This is a genomic window from Rheinheimera sp. WS51 (assembly GCF_050936095.1).
GTDB lineage: Bacteria > Pseudomonadota > Gammaproteobacteria > Enterobacterales > Alteromonadaceae > Alishewanella.
Genome location: NZ_JBOTRC010000012.1, coordinates 45,551 through 60,243 on the forward strand (window position 1 = coordinate 45,551; position 14,693 = coordinate 60,243).

Genomic DNA, 14,693 nt, shown 5'->3' on the forward strand with positions numbered 1-14,693 from the left:
TTGCGTAGCGCTAATGTCCATAAGCCAGTGTACCCTGGCTTATGGCCGGTGGTGCACCTCTACCTAAAGGGGTTGAATGATGAATCGAGATAAAATCCGATTGATAGTAGTGCAGAAGGATGGCTCAAAGTGGATGCAAATTCATTTTTGCCAGATTCTGCAACGAGGGGCTAAGGTTGTTGATGCTTCTCCCAGCGGAGCCTTGGGCGTGGTCGATGTGGCTGATTTGTGGTTTCCGGTACCGGCAGGTACCGACCTATTTGAAGCCGTCGAATACATCCTGACAAGCCATAAGGTGGCTCACCACCTGGTTCATCTGAACCGGGTGAATGAGACTAAACCTTCAGGCGCGGTTTGCACTGATTGGGAAGCTACGTTCTGCCCAATTCAAGCAGCCACTGTTGGCGTTATTGCTGAGGGCGAGTAAGATAGTTCCTCATGCAGGGTGGGCCTCGGCCTGGTACCTGTTGCGCTTTCGCGCAAGACGCGCCTCGGTCTTTCAGGGGTTGGAGATAGATATGAAAACAGTTACTTTCATGGGCATAGATTGCGAGATTGACAAGCGTGCTTATCCTCGCAATAAGCAACCTGCTTTGCAGTTGTTCGCCGCTGATAGCCCTGGCAATCGTGAAATGGGTATCCATCATGGTGCGCCAGTTCTGACCGCTACAGCCTGTTTGCCTGATTTCCCTTTTCAGGAGGGAGAGACTGCAATTAAGGACTATAGCGAAAATGAGGGGATACTTGACGTTTTGGTTCAAGCCAAAATAATCGAGTTAACCGGCAAGTCAGCACGAAGCGGATTCTGTAACGTGCCTGTAGTGAAGTTACTCGTTTAGTGGGGTGGGCTTCGGCCTGGTACCCACTGTAATCGCGCAATATTGCGCAAGGCGCACCTCGGCCTATTCAGGGGTTGGATGAAGCTATGCAAAACGCAGTAAAGAAGCCTGTAGGTGTTCTGAAATTCAAACTTGGTGCAGTCGTTATGACTCGCGGTGTTTCTGAGTTGATGAAGGAGCATGGTCTTGAACCCATTCAGTATCTTCGTCGTCATGCTCATGGCGATTGGGGTGATCTGAGTGACCAGGACAAGGCAACAAATGAAGACGCGGTTATTCACGGAGGCCGTATCTTCTCAGCCTACAACCTTTCGGATATGCCGGAATCAAGGTTATGGGTTATCACTGAAGCAGATCGGAGCGTGACAACGTTCCTTCTACCAAGTGAGTATTAAGGGTAGCGTCCCGTAGTGGACATTAGCCTTCAAGAAAGCCACCTTCGGGTGGCTTTTTTATTTCTTTTGCTTTGTCATTTACCCCTGTTGTGATTTGTCAAAATGGGGTATATTCAGGCGGTTTAGCAGGAGGGTTTATGGCTATAACCATTCGATTTAGCGGGATTCCCGAAGACCTCATTTTTGAAGTTGGTTCCCGGACAGAGTATGTAAATGCTGTTTATGAAGCCTGGAAATACGCCAGGGTAGGGGTGCAGGCGATGACATGCCTTGTTGAGTGCCCTGAAAATCTACCGCAGGAGTGGGCTACCGTGCCAGATATGGCGGTGCCGCCGTACTGGGGCAACCTGGTAGAGCTGTATCGTCAGTGGCCGCAAGTGGTTGAGTGCGCGAAACGTCTTGAGGATCTTTCAGCAATCGTGGAGGAAAGCAGGTTCATCGAAGGTATCATTGAGCTGCCTGAAGACGGATTACCGATCAGGCTAGGTGTGGTAGTACCATTTATTCGGGGCATCAAATAAAGTATATTTGATTTATCAAAAGTGCTTGCTTTGATTTATCAAAAGGCCTATACTGCAATCATCATACAGCGCACCTCGGCAAGGTCAGGGGTTGTTGGTAATCCAACTGCTGTGTGGGGTCGCTAATCAACATTGAGGACTTTCACAAATGGCAAAAATTGCAGCGGTATCAAATCAGAAGGGCGGGGTTGGTAAAACTACCGTGACGGTTAACCTGGGCAAAAACCTTGCTTACATGGGCAAGCGGGTGTTGCTGATCGACAATGACCCTCAAGGTAATCTGACGACGGCTATATTTGGAGATGAGCTGCCGTCTGAAATTGTTGAGTGGGATGGTGCCGGGGCGTCAGCGCCGGGTGGCTCGCATAGCTATAACCTGTACATTGAAGGGGTTGAAGTTAAGCCGGTACAGGCTATTGAAAATCTGCATGTCATTGGGGCAAGTAAGCACCTTGCGGAGATTTCTACGAAGCCTTTTGAGGTGATTTTCGATTTCAAAGAGAAGATTGAAGCCCTTCGTGATCAATACGACTACATTCTGATCGACTGCTTGCCGGCATTTGGCTCCTTGCAGACAGCGGCACATATGACAGCCGACTACCTGGTAATTCCGACGCACCTGGAAGATTTTAGTGTGACTGGTATTGATGCGCAGATGAAAACGGCGACTCAGACCAAGCGCCGCTTGAATCCTGGCCTGTCTTTGTTGGGCATTTTGGCGAACGAGGTGAGTAGCCAGCGGGTGCTTGTTGAAGAGCATTTCTACAACCAGTTGGCTGAGAAATATGGTGAATATATTTTCAAGACGAAGATCACCAAGTCAACAAAAATTAAAGAGTCTCACGCGATGCGTAAGTCTATCTACGAATACAAGCAGAATTCCGACCAGGCGCGTCAGTACATGGAGTTCACCAAAGAATTTATTAATCGTATCGAGGTGGCTCAATGAACATAGGTTTTAAGCATTTTACGGGGCTTCAGTGGTTCGGGGTGGCATCCTTTTTCAGCCTTGTGTTTATGTTGCTATCGGTATTTGTTTTGGATATTAGGGTGTTCGGGTGGTCGGTGGCTTTGATAGCAAATGTTGTGCTGGTGTTTTTTTCCATTTTTTTCATCGAATGGCCTGGAAAGGATGGCTTTAAGGTGACTGAAGATGACCAATAAGTTTTCTCAGCAGGTGAGCAAAGGCAAGGGTGGCCAGAAGCCAAAGGTCGATATTACAGACCTATTGGCCGATTCTGGTACTGACGAGCTGGTAAACCGCGCAAAGTCTGAGGGCCGTTATTTGTCGTTGCCTGCTGAGGCGTTCGTGCCAGATCCGAACCAGCCTCGCAAGACTTTCGACCAGGAAAGAATTGATGAGCTGCGGGTAAGCATTGAGAGCAATGGCCAGCTTCAGCCGATACTGGTAGGTGATCGCCTGCCAGATGGCACCTATCCGATCATTGCGGGTGAGCGCCGGTGGCGAGCAATCCGGGATTCGGAAAAGGTCAGCGTTGTTGATGCAATCATTCGTAGCGGTGATGTTGACGAGCTGCATTTGCTGTTAATGCAGATCGACGAGAACAATCAGCGTGAGCAGATACCAGCAATTGAAAATGCAATGGCCATGAAGCGGGTAGCCGATATATGCCGAGCTGAAGGTAAGGATCAGGCGTATGCAGCAAAGCTGTTGAATGTCAGCCCTGGGCGGCTATCAAAGCACCTTGCATTGTTAGATGCGCCGTCTGTGGTTACAGGGCTTTCTACGCATGGTGAAACACAGGATGTTGACGTGCTGTACAACCTGGCTAAAGCCGCCGAAAGCAAGCCCGAAGAAGTGGCTGAACTGATTGATCAGTGGCGTAGCGGGGAGCTTGAAACAAACCTTCGTAAGGCCAGCACAGAGCTGGCTGGCGAGGCAAAACAGGCCAAGAAGGAGGCCAAAGAGAACCAGGACAGCGGAGCTGGGGCACAGGGTAAAAAGGGAGACAAGCCGCCCAAGGGCGATGATGTGCCGCCCAAGCCGAAAAAGGCCTCAGCGGTGCGCCTGGAGCTGGATAAGGACGAATTCATGTTGACCGTAGAGCTGGGCAATAAAAAGCTGAGCTTCAGGGTTGAGGCGGATACAGTCGTTTCGTTGAAAGACGATATTGCGAAGAATTGGAGCAAGTAATGTCAGAACAGAATGCAAGTTATGGTGAAGATAAACCGGGGGACAACAGTGTGAGCTTAGGGAAATGCTGGGCAGCACTGCGCAACGAAAACGTTGTGGGCATCATTTCCATGCGGGTACCCAGTGATGTGGATTTTGATGCGTACCGCAAAAAAGCCACAGAATGCCTGGAAATGCTTGGCCAGGTGAAATCCGGTGAGCTGATTGAACGTGACGGGGAGCGTTACTTTATCCAGCGCCCGACTCATGCGAATCGCAGCAAGAAGCCGCGCCAAGCGAAGGAATACCTGGTTTTTCAGCCGCGCAATGTGTGACGAATTTGAACCGATAGAGCAACGCCTTTTCAAGGCATTGCTGATGAATGTGAAAGCGAAGCCGGCAGTCATTCTGAAAGGCACACCAAGTGGCTTTGAGGTGTTAGTGGAGCAGGGTAAAACCCTTTTCAAGTTGTACACACAGAGGAAGTCGCCAAGAGTTTTCCGATCACCTAATACGGCGATTAACTTTCTGGCGGAATTGGGTGCTGAACGTGTTGTGATTGATGGTTTGGGTAACTGGAAACCCGACACATATGTGAACCAAAGCAGTCGCCCAAAACGAAAAGCGGCTGCAAAAAGTAAAGCAACCTAAATAGGAGTAAGACCAAAGATGAACGATATGAATCAGCCCCCGATTGACGCCTATGACGACTTCCCGGAAGTGGGTAGCCAGCCTCAAGCGGGCGAACAGCAACAGAAAAAGGATGACCGGAAGGGTTTTCAAAATCCGGTTTTTCCGAATGACTCAGTGACTACCTGTAGCGGGTTTATCAATGAGATCCGCAGTCATGTAAAAGATAACGACACGCTGTTTTTTGTTCGGGCGGGATTGATACAAGGGTCGCGTCGAAATGAACGGGGTGAATGGGAAGGCGACATTACGAACTGTGATCTGCTGGTCGGTTCTACGCTGAAAAAGTGGGCAGAGTCAATGAAGCAATTCAAAGACCCGTTTTCTGGTATCCGGGTGACTTTCGTGATTCGTAATCTGAAATTCACACCTGGTATTTATGAGGGTAAGCCGGTTCTCAGCAGTCGCGGAGTGCTGGAGGCCATTACTATCGGTCATCTTGATCAATAGCGGTGGACAGCTCGTTGAGGCGTATGGGTTTAGTGTGGATGGTCTTCGGACGTATGGACAGACTGATGGACAACCGTGGACGGTAAACCGACCACTGGTTGACCACAGCCATGACCACACTGCCAACCACATCAAGCCCACACTCTGACCACCGAAGAAGCTGGCAACAATAAACAATAGGTCAGTGAGTTTTTTATGAATGATTTTAAAGCGGTAATTCAGCTTGCAGTAGCGTTGAGAGAGGTGTTCGAGACGGCTGTAGTGTTGATGGTTCTTTACGGTGTGGCTACCGCATTGATTGTTGTCGATATGTATATGGTTTATTCGCAGTTACTGCCATTTGAAAGCCTGTGGACGAGCCTCAGTGTACTTGATCAGGGCCGGTTAGTTCTTTTGCCGGTAATGTTTGGTTTGGCCACCTGGTACGGTTTAGGAGCGTTTTGCTCATATTCTAATCGCTATGTGTTCCGCTGAGTTAAGCCGGATAAAAGCGATGGAGGTTTATCATGCTGAAGATTGCAATATTTTTTGGTCTGTTCCTGGCATTCATGCTTTATCGCGTGATTGTTAATTACCAGGGGCGGGAAGTAACGGCCCCTAGCTGGGCCAATGTCAAAGATGACGACAATGTTGTCTATGACCCCAATATGTTCTGGCACCCTTTAAATCACTACAACGATTGAAGGTTGGAACATCAAACGTATGGATGGCGGTTTTGATGGCCTTACAGGTTTAGTAGTTGCCGCTTGGTTATTATTTCTTTATGGAATTTTTTAAATGAAAAAAACTACCTTGGCATTGATTATTTCAATGGCGCTAGTGGGATGTGGCGGAGGCGGCAGCTCTGATTCTACTTCAGCTCCACCTAGCGCCGGGAATCCCCCTGGTAATCCAGGAGCAGAGAATCCGCCGCAGTACCAGGCTCGTTCCTGGACACCGGGTTTCCAGTTAAGCAACCCCAACAGGCAGGCCCACAACCCTACTGTTAGTGTTTTAAATAACGGCACTGTGTTGGCCGCCTGGGCTGAAGCCGCGACAGACGACAAGCCTTCGGCTGTCTTTGCTTCGGTGTTGCGCGCTGATTTGCCGGAGGCTGAACGTCAACGGGATGCCCTTCAGATTAGCCAGCTCGATGACGGCATTGATTCGGTGCTCGTCAATACCCGTTGGAACTTCACTGGTGAAGTGGAACGGTTTACACCATCACCTCAATTGGCTGTATCGGCAGACGGTGTGGGCCACGTTGCCTGGTTGCAGAATGATGGCGTTACGACTTCGGTTTATGTTGCTGATTATGTTCCCCAGGGCGGATCATGGTCTGCCGCTTTCTCTGTGGAATCAACTGATGAGCCATGCAGCGAAATTAAATTGATGGCCTTGGAAAACGGCGACGCGGTGTTGCTGTGGAAGCAAGCAGGCGTGGACACCATAGCGTTGAAGGGGGTTGCGTATTACGCAAATACTGGTAGCTGGGGCACTGTGTTTGACGTGGCAGGGGATGTTAAGGCAGACGCAAATGTCGCTATTTGGGAGCGTGATGGTTCTGTATTCGTTGGTTATCTGGCCTCAGTAGACGCTGAGAATGACCGCCTATCTGTCGCAAACCTGGATCTAACCAGTTTGATGGCCACGACCAAAGAGGTTGATTCGGTTGGGCTGAAAGGCAGTGTGGTTGGTACTGCATTTGACAGTAGCGATGTACTGGTGTGGGCAGAGCTGGATGAATTCGGCTATTACTCGGTTATGGCAGCGGCCAGATCGGGTAGCGAGTGGCAGGCAGTGCCTCAGATTGAAGACCTTCCTTATGATGTTGGCCATATCGCTGTATCAGGCATTGATGATGAATTGCATATCGCCTGGCGCCATAAAGAACAATCTTCCGTGGCCGTATTACACGACCTGAAAAGCGTCACATACAGCGCCACAGGCATAAGTGACGTGCAAACGCTTTTTGATTCAGGGGCTGCAAACCCTGTCCTGGTTAATGGCGGTGACGGCAAAATGTATGCTCAGTGGTTCACCAGTCATACCAAGTATTCAGAGTATGTTCCTGGAGAGGGGTGGAAGTCAGTTACTCAACCATTCTGTATGCCGAGCGCAGTCATTAGCGGATCGTGCTTCAACTCAGGTACCGAGCATACGATGGCTGTTGCCGGTGACTATGGTGTTTCAGCCTGGCTTGAAAGTGTTGATGATATTCGCAGTGTGGTGATTTCGCTGAGTGATTAGCGGTAATGGATTACCGCTCGCCCAGGCCTAGCGGTAGCGACACCTGCCTAGTGGTGTGACTCGTCGGGGAGAGTACCGGCCTAGATTACGAAAGAAGGAGTAGGTCATGTTCTATGGGTTTGTTAAGAGTCAGTGGGAAGCAGGAAAAGTATCAGTTGGTTTGCCTGCTGTAGGTTTTCCAGGAAAACCGTCATTGCACGGTGCCGGTTTTAAAGTGAGTTCAGCAATCGCATTTCTTTCTGATAAAGAGAAGGCGGAGATAGTGGAGCTTGCAAAAAAGGATGCAAGGGGGAAGTGTGAAGCGTGATTTTAATGGGTTGCTTAATCTGCTGATAGGTATCTTCCTGGTATTGATTGTTGGTATTTATCAGTCCTCGATGCCAGTTTTCGTCCTGGTTGTTGTTTCTGTCTCCGGGTGCGTACTGATTGGCCGTGAAGTGTGGCTCCATGCCGGGATGCTACGTTGGTCACTCACACCAAGGGCTGCTGAGAAAGGTGGGTTGGCCAGTTATGACGGAATGCAAAAATGAATAGAAACAAAATAATTGATACTGCCCATGAGTTTTTTTACGGGGGCGATAGTTTTGCCGGTAAGGCCGGTTTAGCAGTTGGTAGTACCATTCGAGCAACCTTGAAGTTTTCGGCTATTGCTGTTTTGTTATTGGTTGTTGTTGTTATTGGCCAGATGACCCAATACATCAAATCTGTTGACAGTGTGCGGGAGGCTTATCTTTCTAATTGGGCAGGTAGTGACCCGGCCCGGTTAGAGCAGGTGGCCGGTTATCGCAAGGGTTGTCATGGCCCTTTGGATGAGTCTATGGAAGAACCGTTAGAGCGGATTCGTTCTATTCACAGTTGCGCAGAAGTGGCCGGTTCCAAAGCGGTGGCAGACGTATTACGAGCTGCTGATAAAGCTGTTGAACCTGTGGCACCGATGAGCTGGTTTTAATGGTTGGATGACTGTTAATGGATATGTTTATGTTGTTGGCCGCATTGTTGATCGCGGCCATTTTTTTTCTTGTATTCCTTATAGCAACTTCAGCACGTTCTAGTAGCTACCCTTACGAAGCTGCTGGCCCTTTGCTGACCGCCGCTGAGCGATTTTTCTATTCGACCCTGGAGCAAGTTATCCCAAGCGGATACGTGGTAACGTTTAAAGTGCGTATTGGTGATGTGCTGAAGGTGCGCAAAGGCCTTGAGAAAAAGCAGGCTTTGATCATGCGAGGAAAGATCCAGCAGAAGCACTTTGATTTTGTGGTTTGCCGGAAAGATGATATGAGCGTTGCCTGCTGCATCGAGTTGAATGACGCTTCGCATAAGAGAGCAGATAGGGCTAAACGTGATGCGTTTGTCAGAGCCGCTTGCCAGGCGGCAAACGTAACATTGCTGGAAGTGAAGAACAGCCGAAGCTATGTGGTAGACGATCTGCGCTCCCAGGTTCTCGCCGCCATTGCGGGCAAGCCTGCACCAGTGCCCGCGCCAGAACCCACGCCAGTGGGCACTATGGGTAAACCAGTATATCCACCTAAAATGGACAGCACACCGGAGCCTTCCAAAATATCAACGTCGAAAATGGCAAAAAAGCATGGTTGCTCAACTGATGAGTTCATGCAGAAGCTGGTAGATTCAATGTACGTTGAAAAGATTGGCGACGAATACCGGCTCACTGAGTTCGGGGTAAACATGGGTGGAGAAGAAAAATCTCACCAAAGGTTCGGTAAGTTTCTCGCATGGCCGGAAGACTTACCGCTATCAAGCTGATCTCCTAAGAGGATGTTAGGCAAGAGGAACATATGAGCGACTGGGACTTTCTGCACGATATGCATAATGAGGGCTATAGCCCAGAGCAGATAGCGGATGCTGCTGCCTGTGGCTATAACCCTTGGGAGCATCGCGATTGGGATAACATCGAGGATTTTATTGACGATGAAGCGGGCTGGGATTCTGATAGTGAGCCAAAGAACCCGACAACTCTAGAGCTTTGGGAGTTGTTAGGTGAATTGGTTGAAAGCGCCCGAAATTACTTCGAAGTAACAGGTCGGCATCTGCCAATTTATGGAGAGCTTGGCGAGCTATACGGTGAAGCTAAATACGGAATCAAGAGGCATAAGCCATATACACGAGGCTCTGATGGCAAATTGGGAAACGATTTCGTCGAAATCAAAACAATTAGCCCATTTAAGTCAGACAATGCTGTGCTAGTGAAACGGGCCGGTAATTTCAGCAAGCTTCTCATTGTGAAAATCAGCAAAGACTTCGAGTTTAAAGCAAAAATGCTCGATCGAAAGAGCTTTGGAAAGGGCTCGGGCAAACACATTAAGGCCAAGTGGAGTGAATGAAATTGCCTAACAAGTACATGTTGGCGGACTGGTTTTCCGCTGCGCTCCAAACCAGCCGCAAATGTAGGCGTTGGTATGTCTAAAGAAGCTGTGAAACTGACTTTGCAGGTTGTTATGCCTGATAATCCAGAACACAAGCTTTTGTGGCAGCAGTTGGCAAAAATCCGCATTAATAAAGGTTTGCCCGATCCTACTGTTGCTTTAAATACAGAAAGCGATCATGAGTGTTGGATGTATATGTATACGACCGATGAGCGTCACCGCTTTCTTTGGTTTACCTGGACCCGGTATGTCCATGTTTTTCGCCACCGCTGTCACCCTGCAACAAAATGTGAAGAGCGCGCAGCCATACCCGTCAGAAGAGGGTTTGACTTTAGCTCTTTGGTTACAACATGGACTGGCGGGGGCATTTGAACCGAAACTTACCGTTTTGCCCTCACCGGGCCACCCTAAACAAAAGCCACTCCTTCAGCTCACTCCCAAGCAGCCCTTCCTGGTCAACTCGACCAGCCACGCCGGTCTTTGTGTGGCGAACCTAGCCGAAACTCGATCCAGCGCAAGGGACGCTACGCTTAAACCCTTGCCCTGGTTCGCGCCCCGGCTGGCCGGTTGCCACGACCGACGCGACCGACCGAGCAGCCCAGAACCCCAGAATAATCCATTAAAAATAAATGGTCACAATATTAATAACCTGGTTGCGCTTTGTGTGACCAATGGCTATAATGGTCACAGTTTTTGTTGAGCTATTTTTTATTTGTGACCAGCGGTGAAGCATGAAAGTCTTAAAATCATTAGCATCAATACAAGCTCAGTACGAAGCGGTTGTTAGGGAAATCGAAAGCCTGAAGGTTAAGCAAAAGGCTTTGAAAAAGGCCGGTATTGATTACGGAACACCGAATTACAAACAGGGCCGGTACCTTCGGATAGTAAGACCCGCGACCGATGAGCGGGGGCGGCAGTTCGAGTACATTGGTGCTGATCCTGAAAAGCAGCAGGCTGTGCTAAGTGCGATTGAACGGGGTAAGGAGTACGACGAGCTGGATGGGCGGCTGGTATCGCTGGAAAAGGCGCTGAGGCGGCTTGATGATGACCTGTATCACTTGACTAATACTTTCAAGTGGTCACATGGGTTGGCCATCGAGGACGCCTAACTGTGATCAGCTAACCTTGGTCACAGATCCAGCTTGCCGGCGAGCTGCTTCAGTGACCAATGCGGATTGTAAAGTTAACGACCGTTTGTTTTACGTTTTGAGCCGGAGAGAATATTCCGGTTTTTTTTACTTGATTATTGTAAAGTTTCGCGTAAAGTTATCTATGTAAAGTATAGGTGCCTTTTCTTTACGTCAGCCAACAAGGAAAGCGTCGATGAATAATTTTCCAAATATGACAGAGTACAAATACAACATACTGCTTAAATTTATGAACTCGGAAATCGAGAATCAAATTTTTCTCAATCGGGGCAACATTAGTCATGGAGAACTGTTGTCGGCTTATCTTGAGGCTGACCCACAATTCATGGAAACAGTAAAACGATTTGGCTTTGACAAGTAACTAGGGTACAGGAGGCGTGGCCATGACAAGAAACGGTGTGGTGTCTGAAAATACACAAAGTCTTGTGGACTTCATTCGTTCTTTGCCGTCAGCAAAGAATGTCCGGGTTTACACCCAGGAACAGCAACAGAGTATGAACGTGGACGGTGAAACTGCGGCTGTGCGCCGTGCTGTGATCAGGCTCAGAAATTCTAAAAGCAAATAGGGTAAATAGGTATGAATAAAGCGAGCAATAATAACAATGTTTTAGTGGATAGTAAAAAACGTAGTTATCTTGGTGAAATCGGGGCAATCTTAGTGGGGCTTATTGCTGCTTTGCTATTGCGTATTTTAATGCCTGTAGGTGACAAAATTAACTATGCGGCAATTCTCATAGCAATTGTTTTTGTAGTCTCAGTAGTGACTGTTGGCTATTTTCTTTTCAGAAAGAAAAACGAAAAGGATTGTACGGATGATTAATTGTAGCGACTTACAGACATTGTCTCAAGAGAGTTTTTACGTCATTGACGCCCCTGGCATCAACGGCATGGGTTCAGACAGTTTGGGTAGATTAAAAAAACATATCGAAAACGGCGGGAGGCTAATACATAAGGTTCGTACTGCTGACGATGGTTCACTTCATATTTGTGAACCACAGGGGATGTGGCCTAACATTTTTAGAAATAAAAGGTAGGATGTCCAGAATGCTTAGTATCTTGGTTGCTAGTGCAGGCGGAACCACATTGCCAGATTGGCCAACAACCAAAGCACACGATGATTATTTATTTTGGCCAGGACTCGCAATATTGATTCTAGTTATCGTTGTGGGCTGCATAGTGGTATTTAAAAAGCGTGGTTAATTGTTAGATGATGCAGCCAACGTCAGAGTTATACGGGGCGCTACAGGCCGCCTATGAGCATTTCAACAGCTCCTTATTTGACGGCAAGTTGCCGCAGGTTATTTTCACCGCACAGAGACAGAAGGGCGTGATGGGGTACTTCTCGCCGGAGCGGTGGGTATCCAAGCATGGTAAGACCTGTCATGAAATCGCTATCAATCCAACTTACGTGGGTAAATCCGCGTTGATAGAGGTTTTTCAAACCTTGGTGCATGAGCAGTGCCATTTACTTCAGTTTTGCTATGGCGAGCCAGGACGGAGGGGTTATCACAACAAGGAATGGGCTGACATGATGGAAGCCGTAGGGCTTATGCCGTCCACAACAGGCAGGCCAGGCGGTAAGAAAACCGGCGAAAAGATGAGTGACTATCCGATACCTGGTGGCCGCTTCCTGAAGGAATGCGATTCACTGGTATCAGGTGGCCGCTTCGATTTGCCCTGGGTGGATCGGTTCGCGCAAGGCTGTAGCCTTCCAGTACCGGAGCTGGTTCAGGCGTATGATCTGCCTAGCACCTCTGCCGTGAAGTTAACCACGGCGGTAGTAGAGTTTTTCGATAAAGAGTCGTTCGTTCTGCCGGAAGAAATGAAGGACAGCCGGAACAAAGTAAAATACTCATGCCCTGGTTGTGGGGTGAACGTATGGGGGAAACCTGCACTTTCAATTAAGTGTGGGCCTTGTGATTTAGAGTTTGGTGAAATCAATTGAATATCGGCTATGCACGTGTATCCACAGCGGATCAGAATAATGCTCTTCAAACTGACGCCTTAGAAAAAGCAGGGTGTGAGCGGATATTTCAGGAGTCGTTTTCAGGTGCATCAAGAGAACGGCCAGAACTATCAAGGTGCCTCGATACGCTAAGGGCCGGTGATACGCTCACTGTCTGGCGACTGGATCGCCTGGGGCGCAGCTTGAAAGACCTGGTTGAAATTATCACCGAACTGGAAGGTAAAGGCATAGGCTTCCGGTCGATGACTGAATCTATTGATACAACAACAGCCGGTGGAAAGCTGGTATTCCATATTTTTGCGGCACTGGCCGAATTTGAGCGGACATTGATCAGGGAGCGAACTAAAGCGGGGTTAGCCGCTGCAAGAGCGCGAGGCAGAAAAGGTGGTCGTAAGCCTAAGATGACCAAGGCTGATGTGCGAAGAGCAAAAGCAATGTTGCTCGATCCAACAATGACGAAAACAGATGTGGCCAACCATTTCGACGTGTCGCGGGTAACACTGAACAAAGCGTTGGCAGAGCTGGAATAGTGGTCACAATATTGGCCAACCAGGTAAGCGTTTCCGTGACCAATAAAGGGGGCGATGTGGAAGAAACATGCAAAGACGAGTTGGAAGCGGCCCGTGCTGAAGCCATCGAAAAGAATCAATGCTTTTCTAAAGGCCGCCTTCGGGATGAATTTAGAATGAAACCTAAGCCTGACGCCGAGCCGGTGGCGTTCTACAAGAACGGTTACGGCGGCGAGTTTGGTGTTTATAAGATTTCTGATTGCGTACCGATGAAAGCCCGTAGTGCCAAACCGCCGAGCGAGAAGCAAATACGTGCCAGAGCAATTTTGGCCATCAAGGCGAAGTTGAAAAGCAACGAAGCCATAGCGTCCTGCAGGGCAGTTCACTGGCTTAGTGAAAACCCGCTTTTCTTGGACACAGAGACAACCGGCCTCGGTGAAAAAGCTCAGATTTTGGAGCTGGCTATCAGTGACGCCCAGGGTACAATTTTATTTGAGACGAGACTACGGCCAACTGTGCCGATAGATCCTGAAGCCGAGGGCGTACACGGTATAACTGCCGAGTCTCTAGCAAACTCACCAACCTGGCCGGAAGTGTCGGCCCAGGTGCGAAAAATCCTCTGTGGCCGGTCACTGATTATCTTCAATTCTGATTTTGATACCCGCATGTTTCGTCAAACCGCTGCTGCGTTCGGTGAACCTGTAGAGTGGGTTAGCGAACTGAAAACATATTGCGCAATGTACCTGGCCGCCGATGTGTTTGGCCCGACAAACCGCCACGGCTCAATCTCTTTGGCCAATGCTGTATATTCTGCCGGGGTAACGTGGCAGGGAACTGCTCATGGAGCTGTCGCGGACACCCTGACCACTGTTGAACTGGTGAAAGCGATTGCTGACATAAGGCGCAATTTGGAAACCGAGCTGGCCGCTCTGGAGCAATAGAAACCCCGCATTTGCGGCTTTTTTTTTGGTCACTGAATTGTGATGCCGGCGAGCTGGATCTGTGACCAAGGGTAGGTGGTCACAAAGTAGTGTCCTCGATGGCCACCAGGTGTGGCCAATGCGGATTGTCCAGGTACCGGCGTGGTGTGTTGGTACTGATGGTTGCTGAATGGGGCTGTGAGGTTGTTTCAGACGGAATGGAAGGCGGGTCAAGGGGTAGGTGCGGCCCACAGCCGAAGGCGAGGACACGGCCCCTTGACGCGGCTGTAATGACCCAAACGCCCAGGCTGGGGAGCGGGAAGGGAGGCCGTAGGCCGCATGTCCCGCACCCCTGACGACAGATGGCGAATCGCTCCCCTCGCAGGCGAGGGGCGGGGGGGAGTGGTCACACCGTGGAGGCCCGGGCCGGGTAGGATTGTGCCCATAGGGTTTTGGTCACACGCAGCGCGATAGGCCGGGGTTTGGTTGTGTCCATAGTTGTGGTCACAGA

26 protein-coding genes are annotated in these 14,693 nt (G+C 49.3%); all 26 read left to right on the plus strand.

The genetic code is table 11. The features are described from left to right. Nucleotides 1-76: 76 nt before the first annotated feature. The 26 genes from ACRCA4_RS12650 to ACRCA4_RS12775 all read left to right on the plus strand — a co-directional run bounded on the left by ACRCA4_RS12650 (nt 77) and on the right by ACRCA4_RS12775 (nt 14,203). Nucleotides 77-427, plus strand: a complete 351-nt coding sequence (locus ACRCA4_RS12650) for a hypothetical protein (protein ID WP_433189168.1) — start codon at nt 77-79, stop codon at nt 425-427. A 91-nt stretch (nt 428-518) separates the two neighbouring features. Next, nucleotides 519-839: a hypothetical protein gene (locus tag ACRCA4_RS12655; RefSeq protein WP_094626131.1), complete on the plus strand. Its 321-nt coding sequence runs from the start codon at nt 519-521 to the stop codon at nt 837-839. Between the two features lie 86 nt (nt 840-925). After that, nucleotides 926-1,234: a hypothetical protein gene (locus ACRCA4_RS12660; protein WP_094626130.1), complete on the plus strand. Its 309-nt coding sequence runs from the start codon at nt 926-928 to the stop codon at nt 1,232-1,234. A gap of 137 nt (nt 1,235-1,371) precedes the next feature. Beyond that, nucleotides 1,372-1,755 (plus strand): hypothetical protein, encoded by a 384-nt coding sequence (locus ACRCA4_RS12665; protein ID WP_433189171.1) that lies wholly within the window; start codon nt 1,372-1,374, stop codon nt 1,753-1,755. 148 nt (nt 1,756-1,903) lie between these two features. After that, nucleotides 1,904-2,704: a ParA family protein gene (locus ACRCA4_RS12670; protein ID WP_433189174.1), complete on the plus strand. Its 801-nt coding sequence runs from the start codon at nt 1,904-1,906 to the stop codon at nt 2,702-2,704. Then, complete coding sequence (locus ACRCA4_RS12675) at nt 2,701-2,919, plus strand: hypothetical protein (protein ID WP_433189177.1); 219 nt, start codon at nt 2,701-2,703, stop codon at nt 2,917-2,919. The genes ACRCA4_RS12670 and ACRCA4_RS12675 overlap by 4 nt, the downstream gene beginning before the upstream one ends. Continuing rightward, on the plus strand, nt 2,909-3,910 hold the full coding sequence (locus tag ACRCA4_RS12680; RefSeq protein WP_433189179.1) for a ParB/RepB/Spo0J family partition protein: 1,002 nt from the start codon (nt 2,909-2,911) through the stop codon (nt 3,908-3,910). Before ACRCA4_RS12675 ends, ACRCA4_RS12680 begins: the two co-directional genes overlap by 11 nt. After that, a complete protein-coding gene (locus ACRCA4_RS12685) occupies nt 3,910-4,224 on the plus strand; it encodes a hypothetical protein (protein ID WP_433189181.1) in 315 nt (104 codons plus the stop codon). Before ACRCA4_RS12680 ends, ACRCA4_RS12685 begins: the two co-directional genes overlap by 1 nt. Nucleotides 4,225-4,267: 43 nt before the next feature. Beyond that, the gene (locus ACRCA4_RS12690) at nt 4,268-4,540 is read left to right on the plus strand and encodes a hypothetical protein (RefSeq protein ID WP_433189184.1); all 273 of its coding nucleotides are present in this window, start codon (nt 4,268-4,270) and stop codon (nt 4,538-4,540) included. Nucleotides 4,541-4,558: 18 nt separating this feature from the next. Continuing rightward, nucleotides 4,559-5,029, plus strand: coding sequence for a hypothetical protein (locus ACRCA4_RS12695; protein WP_348700907.1), 471 nt, complete (start codon nt 4,559-4,561; stop codon nt 5,027-5,029). Nucleotides 5,030-5,224: 195 nt separating this feature from the next. Next, a complete protein-coding gene (locus tag ACRCA4_RS12700; RefSeq protein WP_094626123.1) occupies nt 5,225-5,503 on the plus strand; it encodes a hypothetical protein in 279 nt (92 codons plus the stop codon). Nucleotides 5,504-5,535: 32 nt separating this feature from the next. Next, complete coding sequence (locus ACRCA4_RS12705; RefSeq protein ID WP_433189189.1) at nt 5,536-5,712, plus strand: hypothetical protein; 177 nt, start codon at nt 5,536-5,538, stop codon at nt 5,710-5,712. A gap of 94 nt (nt 5,713-5,806) precedes the next feature. Further along, entirely contained in the window at nt 5,807-7,258 is a 1,452-nt protein-coding gene (locus tag ACRCA4_RS12710; protein WP_433189191.1) for a hypothetical protein, read from the plus strand. A gap of 106 nt (nt 7,259-7,364) precedes the next feature. Beyond that, nucleotides 7,365-7,565 (plus strand): hypothetical protein, encoded by a 201-nt coding sequence (locus tag ACRCA4_RS12715; RefSeq protein ID WP_348700905.1) that lies wholly within the window; start codon nt 7,365-7,367, stop codon nt 7,563-7,565. Further along, entirely contained in the window at nt 7,555-7,788 is a 234-nt protein-coding gene (locus ACRCA4_RS12720) for a hypothetical protein (protein WP_286843397.1), read from the plus strand. Before ACRCA4_RS12715 ends, ACRCA4_RS12720 begins: the two co-directional genes overlap by 11 nt. Next, entirely contained in the window at nt 7,785-8,207 is a 423-nt protein-coding gene (locus ACRCA4_RS12725) for a hypothetical protein (RefSeq protein WP_286843395.1), read from the plus strand. The genes ACRCA4_RS12720 and ACRCA4_RS12725 overlap by 4 nt, the downstream gene beginning before the upstream one ends. A 17-nt stretch (nt 8,208-8,224) precedes the next feature. Further along, nucleotides 8,225-9,019 (plus strand): DUF2726 domain-containing protein, encoded by a 795-nt coding sequence (locus ACRCA4_RS12730; protein ID WP_348700903.1) that lies wholly within the window; start codon nt 8,225-8,227, stop codon nt 9,017-9,019. A 32-nt stretch (nt 9,020-9,051) separates the two neighbouring features. Then, nucleotides 9,052-9,597, plus strand: coding sequence for a hypothetical protein (locus ACRCA4_RS12735; protein ID WP_286843392.1), 546 nt, complete (start codon nt 9,052-9,054; stop codon nt 9,595-9,597). Nucleotides 9,598-9,672: 75 nt separating this feature from the next. After that, on the plus strand, nt 9,673-10,011 hold the full coding sequence (locus tag ACRCA4_RS12740; protein ID WP_286843390.1) for a hypothetical protein: 339 nt from the start codon (nt 9,673-9,675) through the stop codon (nt 10,009-10,011). A gap of 359 nt (nt 10,012-10,370) precedes the next feature. Beyond that, entirely contained in the window at nt 10,371-10,748 is a 378-nt protein-coding gene (locus ACRCA4_RS12745; protein ID WP_433189197.1) for a hypothetical protein, read from the plus strand. Nucleotides 10,749-11,170: 422 nt separating this feature from the next. Then, entirely contained in the window at nt 11,171-11,353 is a 183-nt protein-coding gene (locus ACRCA4_RS12750) for a hypothetical protein (RefSeq protein ID WP_348700901.1), read from the plus strand. An 11-nt stretch (nt 11,354-11,364) separates the two neighbouring features. Continuing rightward, on the plus strand, nt 11,365-11,607 hold the full coding sequence (locus tag ACRCA4_RS12755; RefSeq protein ID WP_433189200.1) for a hypothetical protein: 243 nt from the start codon (nt 11,365-11,367) through the stop codon (nt 11,605-11,607). Between the two features lie 224 nt (nt 11,608-11,831). Further along, nucleotides 11,832-11,987 carry a hypothetical protein gene (locus tag ACRCA4_RS12760; protein ID WP_433189203.1) on the plus strand — a complete coding sequence of 52 codons (156 nt, stop codon included), beginning with the start codon at nt 11,832-11,834 and terminating at the stop codon, nt 11,985-11,987. A 7-nt stretch (nt 11,988-11,994) separates the two neighbouring features. Continuing rightward, entirely contained in the window at nt 11,995-12,732 is a 738-nt protein-coding gene (locus ACRCA4_RS12765; RefSeq protein ID WP_433189206.1) for a SprT-like domain-containing protein, read from the plus strand. Beyond that, nucleotides 12,729-13,283 carry a recombinase family protein gene (locus ACRCA4_RS12770; protein WP_433189209.1) on the plus strand — a complete coding sequence of 185 codons (555 nt, stop codon included), beginning with the start codon at nt 12,729-12,731 and terminating at the stop codon, nt 13,281-13,283. The genes ACRCA4_RS12765 and ACRCA4_RS12770 overlap by 4 nt, the downstream gene beginning before the upstream one ends. A gap of 11 nt (nt 13,284-13,294) precedes the next feature. After that, the gene (locus ACRCA4_RS12775) at nt 13,295-14,203 is read left to right on the plus strand and encodes a 3'-5' exonuclease (protein ID WP_433189212.1); all 909 of its coding nucleotides are present in this window, start codon (nt 13,295-13,297) and stop codon (nt 14,201-14,203) included. Nucleotides 14,204-14,693 lie beyond the last annotated feature (490 nt).

Coding starts and splice junctions, on each gene's coding strand:
- ACRCA4_RS12685 (WP_433189181.1), top strand. CDS start 3,910: ATGTCAGAACAGAATGCAAGTTATGGTGAAGATAAACCGGGGGACAAC.
- ACRCA4_RS12755 (WP_433189200.1), top strand. CDS start 11,365: ATGAATAAAGCGAGCAATAATAACAATGTTTTAGTGGATAGTAAAAAA.
- ACRCA4_RS12655 (WP_094626131.1), top strand. CDS start 519: ATGAAAACAGTTACTTTCATGGGCATAGATTGCGAGATTGACAAGCGT.
- ACRCA4_RS12700 (WP_094626123.1), top strand. CDS start 5,225: ATGAATGATTTTAAAGCGGTAATTCAGCTTGCAGTAGCGTTGAGAGAG.
- ACRCA4_RS12705 (WP_433189189.1), top strand. CDS start 5,536: ATGCTGAAGATTGCAATATTTTTTGGTCTGTTCCTGGCATTCATGCTT.
- ACRCA4_RS12750 (WP_348700901.1), top strand. CDS start 11,171: ATGACAAGAAACGGTGTGGTGTCTGAAAATACACAAAGTCTTGTGGAC.
- ACRCA4_RS12725 (WP_286843395.1), top strand. CDS start 7,785: ATGAATAGAAACAAAATAATTGATACTGCCCATGAGTTTTTTTACGGG.
- ACRCA4_RS12735 (WP_286843392.1), top strand. CDS start 9,052: ATGAGCGACTGGGACTTTCTGCACGATATGCATAATGAGGGCTATAGC.
- ACRCA4_RS12760 (WP_433189203.1), top strand. CDS start 11,832: ATGCTTAGTATCTTGGTTGCTAGTGCAGGCGGAACCACATTGCCAGAT.
- ACRCA4_RS12690 (WP_433189184.1), top strand. CDS start 4,268: ATGAATGTGAAAGCGAAGCCGGCAGTCATTCTGAAAGGCACACCAAGT.
- ACRCA4_RS12730 (WP_348700903.1), top strand. CDS start 8,225: ATGGATATGTTTATGTTGTTGGCCGCATTGTTGATCGCGGCCATTTTT.
- ACRCA4_RS12745 (WP_433189197.1), top strand. CDS start 10,371: ATGAAAGTCTTAAAATCATTAGCATCAATACAAGCTCAGTACGAAGCG.
- ACRCA4_RS12665 (WP_433189171.1), top strand. CDS start 1,372: ATGGCTATAACCATTCGATTTAGCGGGATTCCCGAAGACCTCATTTTT.
- ACRCA4_RS12695 (WP_348700907.1), top strand. CDS start 4,559: ATGAACGATATGAATCAGCCCCCGATTGACGCCTATGACGACTTCCCG.
- ACRCA4_RS12675 (WP_433189177.1), top strand. CDS start 2,701: ATGAACATAGGTTTTAAGCATTTTACGGGGCTTCAGTGGTTCGGGGTG.
- ACRCA4_RS12650 (WP_433189168.1), top strand. CDS start 77: ATGATGAATCGAGATAAAATCCGATTGATAGTAGTGCAGAAGGATGGC.
- ACRCA4_RS12680 (WP_433189179.1), top strand. CDS start 2,909: ATGACCAATAAGTTTTCTCAGCAGGTGAGCAAAGGCAAGGGTGGCCAG.
- ACRCA4_RS12765 (WP_433189206.1), top strand. CDS start 11,995: ATGATGCAGCCAACGTCAGAGTTATACGGGGCGCTACAGGCCGCCTAT.
- ACRCA4_RS12660 (WP_094626130.1), top strand. CDS start 926: ATGCAAAACGCAGTAAAGAAGCCTGTAGGTGTTCTGAAATTCAAACTT.
- ACRCA4_RS12670 (WP_433189174.1), top strand. CDS start 1,904: ATGGCAAAAATTGCAGCGGTATCAAATCAGAAGGGCGGGGTTGGTAAA.
- ACRCA4_RS12715 (WP_348700905.1), top strand. CDS start 7,365: ATGTTCTATGGGTTTGTTAAGAGTCAGTGGGAAGCAGGAAAAGTATCA.
- ACRCA4_RS12740 (WP_286843390.1), top strand. CDS start 9,673: ATGTCTAAAGAAGCTGTGAAACTGACTTTGCAGGTTGTTATGCCTGAT.
- ACRCA4_RS12710 (WP_433189191.1), top strand. CDS start 5,807: ATGAAAAAAACTACCTTGGCATTGATTATTTCAATGGCGCTAGTGGGA.